Consider the following 15,816-nt stretch of genomic DNA (forward strand, 5'->3'; position numbering starts at 1 on the left):
GTTAAAAGAACATCGTCGCATTGCCACTCGCTCGGAGAAAACCGCCAGAAATTACCTTTGCATGCTTAAATTAGGCTCTGTTCGGTTGTTTTTAAAGCGGTTATTGGGTTAAGGGACACAGCCTAGTGTGCATGTCACTTCCACTTTGTTAGGTGAGCAATGGCGGCAAGGCTCAGGCTGGCTTCCCAGTATTGCTAACCCTTCAGCAATACCCTTTCGCAACACAGTTGAGTATTTCAACACTTTATTATAAATAGCTGCGGCATATCGCTGTTCTACGGGAAGATCAAACGCGGGATCTGGCTCTCTCAAGATGGTAATCGCGAGTGATTTAAAGGTATTCAGGTTCGGATCAAGGATGCGTGATCCTAGTAAACGCCAAAGCTCAGCTCGATTAACCACTGCCCAAATACCATTTCTGAGAGTTAACGGACTATCAGGAGAGTGTAATATTTCTCTTGCTTTCCTCAGCCATTCATCATAGCTGATACCAAATAGTTGGGTGACTACGTCAATATCGCATTGATTTTGGTCTTGCCAAGAACCAATCAGCACAGCAAAGGCTAGATAGCTGGCATCTGGATGATTGGCCCAATCCACGGTAGATTTCTCGTGTACCGCAATGAGTTGTTTGGGGATTTGAAAAACGGGTTTTTGTTTAAATAGTTCCAGAAGGTCACCTGGTAGCCTGTCAGTCGTGATCGTACCGCCATCTTGGTTCCATGTTTGCACCGTATCAACAATCCGTGGCCATACCCAATGAGGAGATGTCTGATGAAATTGGGAAATGTGGGAATGTAATAGAGACAGAACAACTCCTTGTTCTTTATCTAGATCGTAACCAAGCAAGTGGTAGTGATTCAGGAACTCATAGAGTTCGTCGTGTGAAACATCATTACCGTTATTTGCTGCTTTCAAGTGGTGCTGAATGGCCTTTAGCTTTTCGCTACTTTGGGATGGGCTAAATTTTGCTTGTTGGACGTTTCTGAAAAATTCGTCAACATTTTGGGTATGCCTAGCCTGGTCCAGCAACCACCTCACATTGTGTGTATCAGTCTGACTAAGTGGTCCGGTAATCAGAGCAATGACATCTTTATTGCGATTAAACACGCTGGGATTATTAAAATCATTCCAGGCAGCCTGTATCACCTCACCAAATGTGGTGTCACCTTGTGTGATCTTGATGGAGTGCTTAATCTGTCCAAGGAGTTTCCGCTGCTCCTTGCTAACTTGGTCCTCTACAACAACAATAAGATCATCAGTATTAAAGCCGTCAATTTTTCCTTGCAGCATGATTTTCACAATAGGCCAGCAAGGAAGAGAGGGAGCATGTCCACCAGTAAGCATTAGAACAACAAACGATGCCTGAATACGGGCCTCAAAACGAAAACCACCACCGCCAGTAGAGAATGGATTACTCAGTTTTTTCTTATTTGCCATTTCAAGACGACCCCCAAGAATCTTAGTGTAAAGTACTAATATATAATTAAATTTTTACAGAGTTTGTTCATGGTTTCCCATAGGGAAAGCGCATTCCGATGAGAAGCAACATTAACTAGTCAGTAACATACCTGTTAGTTGGACTATTGAGTAGTTGTAGATGAAAAACCATAAAATAGTAAGTCATGTTAAAAGTGATAATTTTCGTTCTGAGGACGGAGTACCAATGGAATGCACTCAATGCGACGGGGATAGGTTCATCCAGTTCAGCGCATCACCACTTCTAGAAATGGCATGATGCAGGTGTCTTTGCGCGGTTTACTTGTCTGTGCTCTGATTGTCTGGAATAAAGACCTATTGAGATAGGCTACAAGTCTATTCATTCCCCCTCATCATCGACACCTCAAACAAATTGCTTTACTTAGCTGCGATATTGCTACCCTACCCTGTTACAGCGCTTGACGGTATGCTGTTGTCAACAGTGAGCGACATAGGTTGTGAGTGTCAGTAGATTTTTTTTACCAAATTACCGATGCCAAGGTGCCGGTGTTGCTTAATACTTTATATCAACGCTATTACCTACAAGATGAAACTGGAGTCGTCACTCATGACCATTGACACCCTACAATTTACGCCGTTATTGAGCTTTATCGGTGGCTTACTGATTGGTGCTGCCGCTTCGATACTGTTGCTATTCTGTGGTCGCATTGCGGGTATCAGCGGCATACTCGGTGGGCTGCTGTCACTGCAAACTTCTGATCGCGCATGGCGTATCGCTTTTCTGCTCGGCCTTGTCTTGTCACCGATGGTTTATGCGTTGTTCCGTCCGCTGCCTAGCAGTGAAATCAACACGTCTTGGCCAATCATTATTGTTGCGGGTTTGTTGGTCGGCCTGGGTACACGCTACGGTTCAGGCTGTACCAGTGGTCACGGGGTGTGTGGTTTGTCACGCCTCTCTTTACGCTCGTTGGTTGCCACTGGCGTCTTTATGACGGCAGCGTTTGTGACGGTTTGGCTAATGGGCGCTATTGCATAATCAGGGGGCTGTGATGAATCTGTTTTTTGCGTTACTCGCTGGGCTGATATTTGGCTTTGGCTTATTGATCAGTGGAATGGCAAATCCTGCCAAAGTGATCGGCTTTTTGGATATTACCCGGGTTTGGGATCCTTCACTGGCATTTGTCATGGGTGGGGCGATCAGTGTCGGTTTTTTTGCTTTCCGTGTGGCTAAGCGGCGTAAAAATTCGTTCTGTGGTACACCGATCAATTTGCCGACTCAGCAACAGGTCAATAAACGCCTGATCGGCGGAGCGTTGTTGTTTGGTATTGGCTGGGGGTTGGCCGGTATCTGCCCAGGCCCAGCACTGGTATTGCTCGGTGCCGGAAACAGTCGCGGATTGCTGTTTGTGGCTGCAATGCTGATGGGGATGATACTGTTTGAGCAGCTAGAAAAATGTCATAGTAAAGCGAACCGCTAGTCACGCGCTATGGGGAAGAGGGATGGTTATCGCGCTGTTGTTGGCCGTTGTGATTGGTATGTTACTCGGTATCACCGGTGCCGGTGGTGCCATTTTAGCGCTGCCAACACTGATGTTTTGCTTGGGCTGGTCACCACAACAGGCAGCACCGGTTGCGCTATTGGCGGTTGCCAGTGGTGCAACGTTGGGGGTGATTGAGGCTTGGCGCAGAGCACTGGTGCGCTATCGGGCCGCACTGGTGATGGTGCTTGCTGGCTTGCCAATGGTGGCATTCGGCTCTTGGCTTGCCCAACGAACTTCGGTGTTATTGTTAACGTTACTGTTTGCGCTGGCAATGCTGCTGGCAGCTTGGCGCTTACTCTCCAGCCCGGAAACTACCGTTAATCAGCGTTACCCACTCAGGCTTGATCAGCAGCGCCAGCGTTTTGTCTGGAGTGGTACCACTTGGTTGCTGTTTCTCTCTTTTGGTGCTTTTAGTGGGTTAATGACCGGCTTATTAGCGGTCGGTGGTGGTTTTATCCTGGTTCCGTTGTTGCGTCAGTTTTCGCCGTTATCGATTAATAGCTGTATTGCCACTTCGCTGATGGTGGTGGCGTTGCTCAGTAGCAGCGCGATTGTTACTGCGTTGCTACAGGGTGCCGAGCTCCCCTTGCCTTTTACGCTCTGGTTTGTGTTGAGTGTGCTGACCGGTATGTGGTGTGGTCGCCAACTTAATCAGCGATTGTCGGAGACGCGGGTACAGACCGGTTTTGCCTGGTTATTGATCTTGGTCGCACTCGGTATGGTGGTTGATGTTGTGCTTGTTGATTGATTTTAGCCAATGTCGGTTTGATTAGAATGAGCAGCATTGCGACGAAGCCAGGCTTCACGGCTGAGGCGAAATAGGCAGTGATGAGCCAGTGGATGTTCTGCTGGCAGTGCTGGATGATTGAAATCTTCCCCGGTGTTGCACATTGCCAATTTCACCATAACGCGTTGTGAAGGCCGGTTGACTAATGCAGTAAAGGCGTAGATTTCTGCTGCATGTAACACCTCGAAGGCGTATTCGAGCGCGCGTGCCGCACCTTCGGTGGCATAGCCTCTTCCCCAATGTGACGCCATAAGGCGCCAGCCGATCTCAATCATCGGTGCATGAGGAATGCCACTGCTTGCATCGATCGGGTTTAGCCCGATAAATCCGATAAACTCACCACTCTGTTTGAGTTCTACTGCCCAAAATCCCCAGCCTCGCTCAGCGATTTTATTGCTCAGTGTTGTCGCTTGGGCAAAACTCTGTTCGGCGGATAAACAGGCAGGGAAGTAACGCATCACATCAGTATCAGCCGTGAGTTTTGCATACAAGGGATAATCTTGATTGCACCATTGGCGTAAAATCAATCTATTTGTTTCCAGTGACATGGCTGGTTTTCCTGTGTTGGTTCAGGCAGGTTGAGCCTATGGGCTGCATCAATAACAGTGTGCTAAAACCGATCTGATTGTGCGTCATCGAACCACGGATGGCGTCACTCTTCAATCACCGATGCAAATTTATCTCATAACGGTATATCATTGGCGCCCTCAATGATTTTGATAACGCAGGTTTCTACTATGACACTGACCATGTACGGCATTAAAAATTGTGACACGATTAAAAAAGCCCGTCGTTGGCTGGAACAGCAAGGTGTCGCCTATCAATTTCACGATTATCGTGTTGATGGTCTAAGTGAGCAACTACTGCTTGATATTATTCACTTGGTTGGCTGGCAAGCACTGTTGAACACCAAAGGGACAACCTGGCGAAAACTGGAGCAGACGCAACGCGATGGCTGCAACAGTGCTGAAAGTGCTGTCGCTTTGATGTTAGCGCAACCCGCGATCATCAAACGTCCCCTACTCTACGATGGTAACCAGAAGGCGCTATTGGGTTTTAGCGAGCAAAGTTACCAACAATTTATCTCTGAGGTCACACTATGATTTGCCCTGTTATTGAGCTGGCACAACAATTAATTAAACGCCCTTCGCTCAGTCCAGATGATAACGGTTGCCAGGCAATTATGATTGCCCGCTTGCAAGCTCTCGGTTTTACTGTTGAAACAATGAATTTTGCTGATACACAGAACTTCTGGGCTTGGCGAGGTGAAGGTACTACCTTGGCGTTTGCTGGTCACACTGATGTTGTACCGGCCGGTAATCTGGCTGATTGGCAGACACCACCGTTTGATCCGGTCATCCGCGACGGCATTCTTTATGGGCGCGGTGCTGCTGATATGAAAGGTGCTTTGGCTGCGATGCTGGTTGCGGCGGAGCGCTTCGTTCATGCCAACCCTGATCATAAAGGCCGGTTGGCATTTCTGATCACTTCCGATGAGGAGGCGAGCGCGACAGATGGCACCGTTAAGGTGGTCGAGGCGTTGATGGCGCGTAATGAGCGTTTGGACTACTGCCTGGTTGGTGAACCTTCAAGCACGCAACGTGTTGGTGATGTGGTAAAAAATGGCCGTCGTGGCTCGATTACCGCCAATTTGCGGATCCACGGTACTCAGGGGCATGTCGCTTACCCTCATTTGGCCGATAATCCGATCCATCGCGCGCTGCCAGCGATCAATGAACTGGTGAATACCGTTTGGGATCATGGTAACGCGTTTTTCCCACCCACCAGTATGCAAATTGCCAATATGCAAGCGGGTACTGGCAGCAATAATGTGATCCCGGGCGAGTGGTTGGTGCAATTCAACTTCCGCTTCAGTACTGAACTGACCGATGAACTGATCAAACAGCGTGTGCAGCAGTTGCTTGATCGTCATGGGCTGCGTTATAGCATTGAGTGGCAGTTATCAGGGCAACCTTTTCTGACTGCGCGCGGTGAGCTGGTTGATGCAGTGGTCAATGCTGTTGCGCACTACACGGAAATTACTCCACAGCTATTAACCACTGGCGGCACTTCCGATGGCCGGTTTATTGCGCAAATGGGCGCGCAAGTGGTGGAGTTGGGGCCGGTTAATGCCACTATTCATAAAGTCAATGAGTGTGTTGATGCAGGTGATCTGCAATTGCTCAGCCGTATGTATCAGCGCATCATGGAGCAGTTAATTGCATGATCACCGCTGAGATGCTGACCGGCTGTTCAACCGCTCATCTGAGTACGCTAGCCGGTAATCATCGGCTGCAACCGGCGGTGGTGAGCGCGTTTCGTGCTATGCAACAGGCCGCTGCTAGCGCTGGTTTTAATTTGCAACCGGCCAGTACGTTTCGTGATTTTCAACGCCAGCAACTGATTTGGAACGAAAAGTTCGAGGGTAAGCGGCCAGTATTGGATAAGAATAGCCAGCCGATAGATCTCTCGGCGCTGTCGGTCGCTGAACGTTGTGAAGCGATCCTGCACTGGTCAGCCTTGCCGGGCGCAAGTCGCCACCATTGGGGCACTGATTTGGATGTCTATGATCCGTCGTTACTTCCGCCGGGGAAAAAGTTGCAACTGGAGCCTTGGGAGTATCAGCAAGGTGGCTATTTTTATGCTTTAACCCAGTGGCTGGATGTACATATGGCGGAGTTTGATTTTTATCGCCCATTTAGTGAAGATCGCGGTGGTGTTGCGATTGAGCCTTGGCACCTCAGCTATCGTCCATTGGCACAGCAGTTAGTAAAGCAGTTAACGCCCGAGCTATTGTTGGCAAGCTGGCAGGGTAAACAGATCGCGGGTCAGTCGTGGTTGGCGGCAAATCTTGCCACCCTATTACCACGCTTTCTTCAGGGCTAACTTTTGAGGGTTAACGATGGCTTTTTTGGCTGACTACTGGTGGATCATTCTGGTGCTGTTGGTGGGGATATTTATTAACAACATCAAGGCGCTTACTCGCCTTGATCATCGTAAGTATCTCGCCAATAAGCCAACGTTGCCGCCTCATCGCGATAATAATGCCAAGTGGGATCAGGAGCAGGATTAGCCCCTGTTCTGCCCGTTGCGCAAAATACAGCCTTAGCTCTGCTGATAAGCTTGCTGCCAGTAACGCTGTGGTATGTAACTTCCTAAGCGCTGACACATCAGATCAAGCATTTGCTGATTGACGCTATGGCCAATGTCATCGGCAATGTCTAATGTGATATCTCTTCCCTGTGCTTGCAGTTCGGTTAAGGCTGTCTGGACGTGTTGCAGTGGGATTAGCGTATCTTGCGCACCGTGAATCAGGTGGATCACGCTGTCAGTGGGCAGAAAATCGGCCCACTGGGCAAAGCGCCCGGCCAAGGCAACCACGCGTCCAGCTAGCTCGGGTTCACTCGCGAGGGCTTGTAGTGACAGCGTTGCACCTTGGGAGAAACCGAGCAACGCAGTGGCGGCGGCACTAACGCCACTCTGCTGCTGCCACTCTCGTATCTTGCTGATAAATTGAGGTATCGCTTCGGTGACCCGCATCAATCGGTTGGCATCGTTGATCCCCTGTAGCGAAAACCACTGCCCACCTTGACCATTTTCACATTTTGTCGGTGCAGCGATGCTGACAATCAGCGCATGTGGAAAGTGGCTGGCTAACGCCTTGCCAATCGGTTGCATACTGGTTAGATCATCACCAAACCCATGAAATAGCAGGAATAGCTGTTTGGCGCCATCGGCGGGACGCTGGATAATCAAAGAGTCATGTTGCATGTTGATACCTTGAGTGTTGTTGACATGAAATGCGGTTGAACATCATAGGGCGCGCTGTTGTCAGTGTCCAAACCAGTAGCACAAATCGTACCTGGCGAGGTGGGCGCTCGTACCCTGAACCAAGGCAAACGCATGAACGTTTTTACCCGATTATTGACTAATAATATTCAATTTATTGATTTAAGTGCGTATAAAAATGCATGTTCGTGTGTTTGTCCTGTGTCACAAGGGAAGGTGCTAGACTGTCCCCTCCCCTTACTACGGGGAGGGTTAGGGTGGGGTTTTAAAGCAGTCAGCTTATTGCCATCCGCTACCCAGTTGTGACCAGGTGAGCCATTGTTGGCAACGTGCGTGATCGAGTTGCTGTAATGCCTGCGCTACCTGTTGGCGCCAATGGCGTAGCAGTGCTTTCTGCCCGGTTAACGGAGCATCTGACGATTGTTGATGGCTGGTGATGTATTGTGTAATGCACTGTGCAATCGTTTTTTGCTGTTGCAGGTGGTCGCGTAACGTTGTGCAGGGTAGCGTTGTCAGCAGCAGCAAACGTTGCAATGCTGCCCAGCTTGCCACTAATGGCCGGTGAGCAAAAGCAAAACCGGCCAGCTCGCGCCAATCTTCTTCAGTGAGGGTCTGCTGATCTTGGTAGTGATCTGGCACCCGCTCAGTACTCGGTGTTAACCAATAACGGTCACGTGACCACTGTTGATGTGCCGCGCGGCATAGCTGCTCACCGGCAGCACTGAGTGGCAGTAGTGCCATTGCGGTATAACAGCCGCTGCTGGCTTCTAGCCTATTGCCAAGACGTACCAGTTTAAAGCCGCACTGTTGCCAAAAATGCCATAGCTCGGCGCTATAACCAAAACTGACCGATAAAAAATCCAGGTCTGTCGCTTGCTGTTGCTGCTGTTTGATCAATGCGCTGGCTATGCCACGTTGACGCCAGTTTGGCAATACGGCGACACGGGTAATGCGGCGCGAACGCAGCGTGGGTGCCCACCACTGGCCACTGTGTGCGGCCAGTGACTGTGCCACCAGATTGCCCCTTGGCCTTCTGCGCCCGGCCCAAACTTCATGCGCCAGTGCTTGGTCTATTCCACCCTCTTCCACTAGCCACAATGCGGCAATCAACTGCTGATCAGCACGAGCACAGGCAAAATGCATTCCTGGCGCATCCATCAGGCGGCGCAAATCGAGTGGTGAGGTGCGATAGTGGGCACTGCATAGCAGCGCATAGAATTGTTGCAACAGTGGCTGACTCGCACACAGTTGCGCTTGTGCCAGCGTCTCGATCGAGACTGGCTGAGTGTCCGCAGTACAATCAATTGTTTGATCGAATAACAGTAGATTGTCGATCACCCGCTCCAGTGCATCACCGGCAGCCCAGCGCATCGGTTGGTTGAGAGTCAACGGTTGCCAGTGTGGCAGTGCAGCACAAAACTTCAGCAGAAATCCACGTCCGGTTCCCTCATAACCCTGTACCGTGCTCATTAACAGTACGCGCGGGAAGTGGCTGATTAATTGCTGTAGGAGTGGAATTGGTATCGCCGCTGCTTCGTCAATCAGTAACCAGTCAATCCCGCTGATTGTCCGTTCAGCACAATGCTGTAACAGCGCATCGGGTGGCCAAAAATGTGCTTTGCCTTCTGCCCATTGGCAGGCAACCTCTGTTGCCACACGGCTTGGCCCCGTGATCCAACACTGCGTTCGACTCTGTGCGATCAGCATTCCAGCCAAACTGGATTTACCACGCCCGCGCGCGCCGGTTAATACCCAGATACCGCGCTCTGCTGCCAGCAGTTGGGACAGGATCCGTTGTTGTTCAGCGCTGGCAGTGCCTTGCGGCAGTGTCCAATCTGCTCTTGGTGGCAGCACTGGCAAAGACAGGGTTTCACCCTGTCGCCAGATCGCCACTTCGCTGTCTTGCAGTAACTGTTGCTGAAAATGCTGGATAAAGTGTGGGGTTGCGATCGGTTGCTGACAATCGCTCCAGCGGATGCTGTCGGCGTCCGGCTGTTGTTGCCACTGCTGCCAACTTGGCACCAGGAGCAGCAACCAGCTACCAGCACGTAATGTGCCGCAAAGTTGCGCTAATGCTTCGACATTCAGTTGGTGAGTGGCATCAAAGATGGCGTGTAAGCGTTGTTGCCCCAATAAGGTGTGAACCTTATTGCTGGCAATGGCTTCGCTGGCAATCGGTGACCGTTCACCAATCCAGACCCAATCACCACTAAGTGACGCAGCCAGTTGTGCTGCCTGCGTTTGACACCAGTGCGCTTCACCGCTGAGGACCAGCAGCCGCCGGATCCCCTGCCGCTGCATCTGTTGCTGCATTTGCTGTAACATTGGCGGCGCTAGATGATCCCGGATTATTGACAGTTACTGCCGATTATTATCACTAGATTGATTGATATGGCGCAGATGCACATCCATTTGCGGGTAAGGGATGTTGATCTGATTTGCATCTAATTGGCGCTTGAAGTTCTCCATTAGATCAAAATAGACATTCCAGAACTCATCAGTGGTTGTCCAGCAGCGGGTAGCAAAATTGAGCGAGGAAGCAGCCATCTCGTTTAAACGTACAGTCACGCCTTTGTCATGAATGATCCGTTTATCGGCAGCAATTACATCGCCGAGTACTTTTTTCACTAAATCGATATCGGTGTTATAAGCAACACCGACCACAATATCGACTCGGCGTGTTGATTCACGCGAGAAATTGATAATGTTGCCAGCAATAATTTTGGCATTCGGTACCACGATAATTTTGTTGTCAGGTGTGCGTAAGGTGGTAGAAAAGATCTGCACTTGGTCGACTGTGCCGGCAATGCCGCCAAGATCGACAAATTCACCGGCACGTAACGGGCGGAAAGCCACCAGCAGGACGCCAGCAGCAAAGTTTGACAGTGAGCCTTGCAGTGCCAGACCAACCGCCAAACCTGCGGCACCTAATACCGCGATCACCGAAGCGGTTTGCACGCCGAGACGCCCCAATACCGCCATCAGCGTAAAGGCGAGAATGGCATAGCGTGCGATAGCAGCAAGAAAATGTGCCACAGTGGCATCGATATTACGCAACTTCATCACTCGCAGTAGTGCATTACTGACAATGCGCGCAATAATCACACCGACGATACAAATAATCAGCGCAATAACCAGATTGACGGCGTATTGCAGTAATAAGTCCTGATGATTGATCAGCCAACTACTTGCATTATTAATGTCTTGCATAATGTTTAGTTCTTTCATGGAAGGCTCCTCGTTACCAATATAACTTCCCTTCTTGGCAGGGTAAGATGATGAGTGTTTTTTAATCAAAAGGCTGTCAGCGCGACTGATGAAAAACAGCTCAAGAGTGGCGCGTTAAACGCTGTTGATCAGATAACACTGATGTTGGCATGGCGTGATGCAAATGCGACTGGCAGTCACACTACCAGTCGCACAGAGAACTTTACAAGAACAGCAAAATTACAGTACGTCGATGGCATTCAACTCTTTAAATGCCTGTTCCAGACGGTTAATCATGGTAACTTGTGCTGCACGTAACCAGACTCTTGGGTCATAGTACTTTTTATTTGGCTTATCTTCGCCTTCTGGGTTACCCAGTTGACCTTGCAGATAGGCTTCGTTCTTTTTGTAGTAACCGAGTACCCCTTCCCAGGTCGCCCATTGGGTGTCGGTATCGATGTTCATTTTTACCACACCGTAGCTGACTGCTTCTTTGATCTCTTCAGGTGTAGAACCTGAGCCGCCGTGGAAGACAAAATCGAGCGGGTTATGTGCCAGTTGGTGTTTTTTGGCGACATACTCTTGCGAGTCGCGCAAAATGGTCGGTGTCAACTTGACGTTACCTGGCTTATAAACACCGTGTACATTGCCAAATGAGGCTGCGATGGTAAAGCGTGGGCTGATGGCACTCAACTTTTCATAGGCGTAGTTAACATCTTCGGGCTGTGTATAGAGTGATGAGGCGTCCATGTGGCTGTTGTCTACGCCATCTTCCTCTCCGCCGGTACAACCCAGTTCGATTTCCAGTGTGACGCCAATCTTGGACATCCGCGCCAGATAGCGGCTGCAAATCTCAATGTTCTCTTCCAGTGACTCTTCAGACAGGTCGATCATGTGTGAAGAGAACAGAGGCTTCCCTGTGGCAGCAAAGTGTTTTTCACCCGCTTCAAGTAGCCCATCGAGCCACGGCAGCAGCTTTTTGGCACAGTGGTCGGTATGTAAGATCACTGGCACACCGTAGTGCTCGGCAACCTGGTGGACGTGGTGGGCGCCTGAAATGGCTCCGATAATCGCCGCGCCTTGCGGCACATCACTCTTTATCCCTTTACCAGCAATAAATGAACCGCCACCATTTGAGAACTGGATAATCACCGGTGCGCGCACTTTCGCCGCTGTTTCCAGCACCGCATTGATTGAGTCAGTGCCAACACAGTTGACGGCTGGCAGCGCAAATTTATGCTCTTTGGCAACTGCGAATACTTTCTGAACATCATCACCTGAGATAACGCCCGGTTTTACAAAATCAAAAATTTTAGACATCTCGCTTTGTCCTATTTCGTTGCCATACGTTGCCCCGCGCCATAGCCAGCAACGGGAAGAATAAAAAAGCCATTCATGTTGCCACCAGGCTGTCGGCTGCAATACCAACAGCTTGGTGTGAAAGGACAATCACTGAACAAATACGCCAGCACTGCCCGCTAAGAGGCGTGAAGTTACTGCTTCGCGCGCTCTTCCAGCATTACCACCGCCGGTAGCTGTTTACCCTCAACAAACTCGAGGAAAGCACCGCCACCGGTAGAAATATAGGAGATTTTATCTGCGATACCAAAAAGATCGATAGCAGCCAAAGTATCACCGCCACCTGCAATCGAGAAAGCGTCACTGTCGGCGATCGCACGAGCCACAACCTCGGTGCCCTTGCGGAAATTCGGGAACTCAAACACGCCGACCGGGCCATTCCACAGGATAGTTTTCGCCTGTTTAAGGATATTGGCCAAGCGTTCAGCCGAGACATCGCCCAGATCGAGGATCTGTTCATGGCTCTGGATCTGATCACTATTTTTCAGCGTTGCGGTTGCCGTTTCAGAAAATTCAGTGGCTACGCGCACATCGGTAGGTACTGGAATATCACAACTTGCCAGCAGTTTTTGTGCTTCTGGGATCAAATCCGCTTCATAGAGCGACTGGCCGACATTATGCCCTTGGGCCGCGACAAAGGTGTTGGCAATACCACCACCGACGATCAGTTGATCGGCAATTTTAGACAGTGAATCGAGAACAGTCAGTTTAGTGGAAACTTTTGAACCACCGACAATCGCCACCATTGGCCGGGCAGGATTGCCTAGCGCCTTACCCAGTGCTTCAAGCTCTGCTGATAACAGCGGGCCAGCACACGCCACTGGAGCAAAACGACCGACGCCGTGTGTTGACGCTTGGGCGCGGTGTGCAGTGCCAAAAGCATCCATAACATAAACATCACACAGTGCTGCGTATTTTTTTGATAGCGCTTCATCATCTTTCTTTTCGCCCTTGTTGAAACGGACGTTTTCAAGCACTACCAGTTCACCCACCGCAACATCGACGCCATCAAGATAATCTTTTGCCAACCGCACTGGCGATTTCAGATGTTCTTTAAGGTAATTGACTACCGGTAACAGCGAGAATTCTTCATTGTATTCACCTTCAGTGGGGCGCCCGAGGTGAGAAGTTACCATCACACGCGCGCCTTGTTTCAGTGCGGCTTCAATGGTGGGTAGGGAAGCACGGATACGTGCATCGGAAGTCACTTTCCCCTCTTTAACTGGCACGTTCAGATCAGAACGGATCAGTACACGTTTGCCAGCCAAATCCAGATCAGTCATCTTTATTACAGACATGGTGAACCCTCTTGGTTGATTCTCGATATCCCATTATCACCTACTGCTATAAAGCGCTAACACCGTTTAGCTAGCTGAGCCATTTCACTGAGGCAGCTACCCGGCGCTGCGGGCTCTCTGTAACAGCAGATTTTTTAGGGATAAAAGTTGCCTAACTGGCACAAACAACAGGCCAGCAATCACGCTGGCCTATCGACTGCACCCTACTAGAAACCGCTGGCGACCATTGCCCGAGTTGTATCCAACATACGGTTAGCAAAGCCCCATTCATTATCACACCAGACCAATGTCTTGATCAGGTGTTGTCCACTTACCCGCGTCTGGGTGCCATCGACAATGGCACTGTGCGGATCGTGATTAAAATCGCTAGAAACCAATGGCAGTTCTGTGTAGTCAACTATACCACGAAATGTCGCTTGTGCGCCCTGCCGCAACAACTGGTTGACCTCTGCTACCTGTACTTTGGTGCGCACACTGACACTCAGATCAATCGCTGTGACGTTTATAGTAGGGACTCGCACTGAAATGGCTTCAAAACGGTCACAAAATTGCGGGAAAATGCGTGTGATACCTGCCGCCAATTTGGTATCGACCGGAATAATTGACTGGCTCGCTGCGCGAGTACGGCGCAAATCCTGATGATAGGCATCGATAACTTGCTGATCATTCATTGATGCGTGGATGGTTGTCACCGTGCCCGATTCAATACAGTAAGCATCATCAAGCAGCTTGATGATGGGAATAATACAGTTTGTGGTACAAGAGGCGTTGGAAACCAACCGGTGTTCAGCGCGTAGAGACTGGTGATTGACACCAAACACAATGGTCGCATCAAGATCACTGCTGCCAGGATGAGCGAAAAGCACTTTTTTCGCCCCAGCACGCAGATGTGCCAAGCCATCTTCCCTACTGCCGTAGACACCGCTACAGTCAAGCACGACATCGACAGCCAGTTGCTGCCAAGGTAGCCCAGCCAGTGTTGCCTGATGCAACAACTGGATCTGATCCTCACCAACAATCAACATGCCGTCACGCTGTTGCACATCCCAGGCAAAACGGCCGTGGCTGGTGTCATACTTCAACAGATGTGCGATACCTTCAGCATTAGCCAACTCATTGATCGCTACTACCGAAATTTCACTGCGCCGCCCTGACTCATATAGTGCGCGTAACACACTGCGGCCAATACGGCCAAAGCCGTTTATTGCTATGCGAATAGTCATGCCACTCCCTGAAAACGGGTTACCCCTGTCTGGTGCAATATGGTACTGACCAACACAGGCTGATCATTTTGTCTTGAGTGAGTTAGCCTACCCGTTACAGTGACACTATGCATTAAATTATTCTTTAAAATTATCGCTACTGGCCTTGTTCTTGACGGTGGCGCGATTACACGTTTTGCGCTCAGAGATCATGATTCAGATAACTGCAGCATGAGTTCAAGCAGTAGCATTATCTGTTGCCGGTTATCAGCTTGATATCGCAAAAGCTGAACCGTTTCAATTGAGAATAAAGCAAAAGGTGTATAAAAGAAACTGGAACTGTCGCTGATGGGTGTTTGATAAGCTTTTACTATGATCTGGCTCAGTTTTTGTGCTGCTTATGTGGTGGTTGAAGAAGAAAGTTGACTGTGTAGCCAGATAGTAATTAGCAAGTACCGCCGAGCAATAACAGTAGTTAGTAACAAAAAACGGCTAACATTGTGTTGCTGCTCAAGATAATCCGTTGGCCGTTTTTTCCAATACCACAGCCCTCTGCTGTTAAACCATAGTGCTCACGCTCGGTTGTAGTTGTTGTTTAAACACTTCCCGCACCCTCTGCTCTAAGGTGTCGAGTCCAGCACGGGTGGTAGAAAATATCGAGACAATCGCGGGGCAGTTGGATAAATCGGTGGTCAGAGGGATGTTCTGGTTTCGTTGTGTAAAGAGCTTTACTTCACCGACTCCAGTTATCGCTTTCAGTTGTTGTAACATTTGATGGTTGTTGATAGTAGCCCCCTCTTTTTCATTGATCAGAAAAATGATCCGAGCGTTATTTTTTAATTGCGTAGCAGACATCTCTAATTGACCGGTTAATAAATCAACGGCACTTGACAGTAATCCGGCAGAATAACATTGTTCAAACACCAATGGCGCAATGCCGCCATGCAATCTAGCGCCTAGCTCGATCAGAACCGGCCCTCTTGAGGTTAGCATGATCTCTAAATGTGCAAAACCGTACTCAACACCAAGCGCAATCGCACTTTTTTTAGCATAATCGATAATTGCGCTTAGTGATCCCCTCATTTCTATAAACTCAAATAATGCCAAGTGTGCGGGTATATAATCGATGCTGCCTCAGGTAATAAGTAAATTTCTCCATCAACAATATCGCATAGGCTTCTTTCATTTTGGGC

At 49.5% G+C, this 15,816-nt stretch carries 16 protein-coding genes and 2 pseudogenes; 9 read left to right on the forward strand and 9 right to left on the reverse strand.

All coding sequences use genetic code 11. The features are described 5' to 3' along the window. Positions 1 to 112 (forward strand): annotated as a pseudogene (locus tag EOJ37_RS12880) (IS5 family transposase); the annotation flags it as partial. Here EOJ37_RS12880 and EOJ37_RS12885 read toward each other — a convergent pair. Further along, a complete protein-coding gene (locus EOJ37_RS12885) occupies positions 109 to 1,440 on the reverse strand; it encodes a hypothetical protein (RefSeq protein ID WP_206194062.1) in 1,332 nt (443 codons plus the stop codon). The pseudogene EOJ37_RS12880 and the gene EOJ37_RS12885 sit on opposite strands and share 4 nt — an antisense overlap. A gap of 188 nt (positions 1,441 to 1,628) precedes the next feature. Between EOJ37_RS12885 and EOJ37_RS12890 the strand changes: the two are divergent. The 4 genes and pseudogenes from EOJ37_RS12890 to EOJ37_RS12905 form a co-directional block, all read left to right on the forward strand. After that, positions 1,629 to 1,724: pseudogene (locus EOJ37_RS12890) on the forward strand (IS5/IS1182 family transposase); the annotation flags it as partial. A gap of 323 nt (positions 1,725 to 2,047) precedes the next feature. Then, positions 2,048 to 2,476, forward strand: coding sequence for a YeeE/YedE family protein (locus EOJ37_RS12895; protein WP_127960312.1), 429 nt, complete (start codon positions 2,048 to 2,050; stop codon positions 2,474 to 2,476). Between the two features lie 13 nt (positions 2,477 to 2,489). Further along, the gene (locus EOJ37_RS12900) at positions 2,490 to 2,918 is read left to right on the forward strand and encodes a YeeE/YedE family protein (RefSeq protein WP_127960313.1); all 429 of its coding nucleotides are present in this window, start codon (positions 2,490 to 2,492) and stop codon (positions 2,916 to 2,918) included. 22 nt (positions 2,919 to 2,940) lie between these two features. Continuing rightward, the gene (locus EOJ37_RS12905; protein ID WP_127960314.1) at positions 2,941 to 3,729 is read left to right on the forward strand and encodes a sulfite exporter TauE/SafE family protein; all 789 of its coding nucleotides are present in this window, start codon (positions 2,941 to 2,943) and stop codon (positions 3,727 to 3,729) included. A 2-nt stretch (positions 3,730 to 3,731) separates the two neighbouring features. On the opposite strand, the gene EOJ37_RS12910 is transcribed toward EOJ37_RS12905, so the two are convergent. Beyond that, complete coding sequence (locus EOJ37_RS12910) at positions 3,732 to 4,316, reverse strand: GNAT family N-acetyltransferase (protein WP_127960315.1); 585 nt, start codon at positions 4,314 to 4,316, stop codon at positions 3,732 to 3,734. 189 nt (positions 4,317 to 4,505) lie between these two features. Here EOJ37_RS12910 and EOJ37_RS12915 point away from each other — a divergent pair, with 189 nt between their 5' ends. From EOJ37_RS12915 to EOJ37_RS12930, 4 genes are read left to right on the forward strand one after another with little or no spacing between them, the layout of a single operon-like run. After that, entirely contained in the window at positions 4,506 to 4,871 is a 366-nt protein-coding gene (locus EOJ37_RS12915) for an ArsC family reductase (RefSeq protein ID WP_127960316.1), read from the forward strand. Further along, positions 4,868 to 5,995 carry a succinyl-diaminopimelate desuccinylase gene (dapE, locus tag EOJ37_RS12920; RefSeq protein WP_127960317.1) on the forward strand — a complete coding sequence of 376 codons (1,128 nt, stop codon included), beginning with the start codon at positions 4,868 to 4,870 and terminating at the stop codon, positions 5,993 to 5,995. Before EOJ37_RS12915 ends, dapE begins: the two co-directional genes overlap by 4 nt. Beyond that, a complete protein-coding gene (locus EOJ37_RS12925) occupies positions 5,992 to 6,654 on the forward strand; it encodes a M15 family metallopeptidase (RefSeq protein WP_127960318.1) in 663 nt (220 codons plus the stop codon). The genes dapE and EOJ37_RS12925 overlap by 4 nt, the downstream gene beginning before the upstream one ends. Before the next feature lie 16 nt (positions 6,655 to 6,670). After that, the gene (locus EOJ37_RS12930) at positions 6,671 to 6,841 is read left to right on the forward strand and encodes a YpfN family protein (protein ID WP_127960319.1); all 171 of its coding nucleotides are present in this window, start codon (positions 6,671 to 6,673) and stop codon (positions 6,839 to 6,841) included. Between the two features lie 32 nt (positions 6,842 to 6,873). Here EOJ37_RS12930 and ypfH read toward each other — a convergent pair whose 3' ends face one another. The 7 genes from ypfH to EOJ37_RS12965 form a co-directional block, all read right to left on the reverse strand. After that, complete coding sequence (ypfH, locus tag EOJ37_RS12935) at positions 6,874 to 7,539, reverse strand: esterase (protein WP_127960320.1); 666 nt, start codon at positions 7,537 to 7,539, stop codon at positions 6,874 to 6,876. Positions 7,540 to 7,836: 297 nt separating this feature from the next. Then, positions 7,837 to 9,882, reverse strand: a complete 2,046-nt coding sequence (locus EOJ37_RS12940) for a tRNA(Met) cytidine acetyltransferase TmcA (protein WP_127960321.1) — start codon at positions 9,880 to 9,882, stop codon at positions 7,837 to 7,839. A gap of 33 nt (positions 9,883 to 9,915) precedes the next feature. Beyond that, positions 9,916 to 10,785 carry a small-conductance mechanosensitive channel MscS gene (mscS, locus tag EOJ37_RS12945; protein WP_127960322.1) on the reverse strand — a complete coding sequence of 290 codons (870 nt, stop codon included), beginning with the start codon at positions 10,783 to 10,785 and terminating at the stop codon, positions 9,916 to 9,918. A gap of 219 nt (positions 10,786 to 11,004) precedes the next feature. After that, a complete protein-coding gene (gene fbaA, locus EOJ37_RS12950; RefSeq protein WP_127960323.1) occupies positions 11,005 to 12,084 on the reverse strand; it encodes a class II fructose-bisphosphate aldolase in 1,080 nt (359 codons plus the stop codon). A gap of 173 nt (positions 12,085 to 12,257) precedes the next feature. Continuing rightward, a complete protein-coding gene (pgk, locus tag EOJ37_RS12955; protein WP_127960324.1) occupies positions 12,258 to 13,421 on the reverse strand; it encodes a phosphoglycerate kinase in 1,164 nt (387 codons plus the stop codon). A 206-nt stretch (positions 13,422 to 13,627) separates the two neighbouring features. Next, a complete protein-coding gene (gene epd, locus EOJ37_RS12960) occupies positions 13,628 to 14,644 on the reverse strand; it encodes an erythrose-4-phosphate dehydrogenase (protein ID WP_127960325.1) in 1,017 nt (338 codons plus the stop codon). A 537-nt stretch (positions 14,645 to 15,181) separates the two neighbouring features. Further along, on the reverse strand, positions 15,182 to 15,730 hold the full coding sequence (locus tag EOJ37_RS12965; protein ID WP_127960326.1) for a hypothetical protein: 549 nt from the start codon (positions 15,728 to 15,730) through the stop codon (positions 15,182 to 15,184). Between the last annotated feature and the right edge of the window lie 86 nt (positions 15,731 to 15,816).

This window comes from Serratia microhaemolytica, assembly GCF_004011885.1.
Lineage (GTDB): Bacteria > Pseudomonadota > Gammaproteobacteria > Enterobacterales > Enterobacteriaceae > Serratia_G > Serratia_G microhaemolytica.

What these genes read in the sequence shown, in the direction of transcription:
- EOJ37_RS12885 (WP_206194062.1), bottom strand. Translation starts at nt 1,440, where the DNA reads ATGGCAAATAAGAAAAAACTGAGTAATCCATTCTCTACTGGCGGTGGT.
- EOJ37_RS12895 (WP_127960312.1), top strand. Translation starts at nt 2,048, where the DNA reads ATGACCATTGACACCCTACAATTTACGCCGTTATTGAGCTTTATCGGT.
- EOJ37_RS12900 (WP_127960313.1), top strand. Translation starts at nt 2,490, where the DNA reads ATGAATCTGTTTTTTGCGTTACTCGCTGGGCTGATATTTGGCTTTGGC.
- EOJ37_RS12905 (WP_127960314.1), top strand. Translation starts at nt 2,941, where the DNA reads ATGGTTATCGCGCTGTTGTTGGCCGTTGTGATTGGTATGTTACTCGGT.
- EOJ37_RS12910 (WP_127960315.1), bottom strand. Translation starts at nt 4,316, where the DNA reads ATGTCACTGGAAACAAATAGATTGATTTTACGCCAATGGTGCAATCAA.
- EOJ37_RS12915 (WP_127960316.1), top strand. Translation starts at nt 4,506, where the DNA reads ATGACACTGACCATGTACGGCATTAAAAATTGTGACACGATTAAAAAA.
- dapE (WP_127960317.1), top strand. Translation starts at nt 4,868, where the DNA reads ATGATTTGCCCTGTTATTGAGCTGGCACAACAATTAATTAAACGCCCT.
- EOJ37_RS12925 (WP_127960318.1), top strand. Translation starts at nt 5,992, where the DNA reads ATGATCACCGCTGAGATGCTGACCGGCTGTTCAACCGCTCATCTGAGT.
- EOJ37_RS12930 (WP_127960319.1), top strand. Translation starts at nt 6,671, where the DNA reads ATGGCTTTTTTGGCTGACTACTGGTGGATCATTCTGGTGCTGTTGGTG.
- ypfH (WP_127960320.1), bottom strand. Translation starts at nt 7,539, where the DNA reads ATGCAACATGACTCTTTGATTATCCAGCGTCCCGCCGATGGCGCCAAA.
- EOJ37_RS12940 (WP_127960321.1), bottom strand. Translation starts at nt 9,882, where the DNA reads ATGTTACAGCAAATGCAGCAACAGATGCAGCGGCAGGGGATCCGGCGG.
- mscS (WP_127960322.1), bottom strand. Translation starts at nt 10,785, where the DNA reads ATGAAAGAACTAAACATTATGCAAGACATTAATAATGCAAGTAGTTGG.
- fbaA (WP_127960323.1), bottom strand. Translation starts at nt 12,084, where the DNA reads ATGTCTAAAATTTTTGATTTTGTAAAACCGGGCGTTATCTCAGGTGAT.
- pgk (WP_127960324.1), bottom strand. Translation starts at nt 13,421, where the DNA reads ATGTCTGTAATAAAGATGACTGATCTGGATTTGGCTGGCAAACGTGTA.
- epd (WP_127960325.1), bottom strand. Translation starts at nt 14,644, where the DNA reads ATGACTATTCGCATAGCAATAAACGGCTTTGGCCGTATTGGCCGCAGT.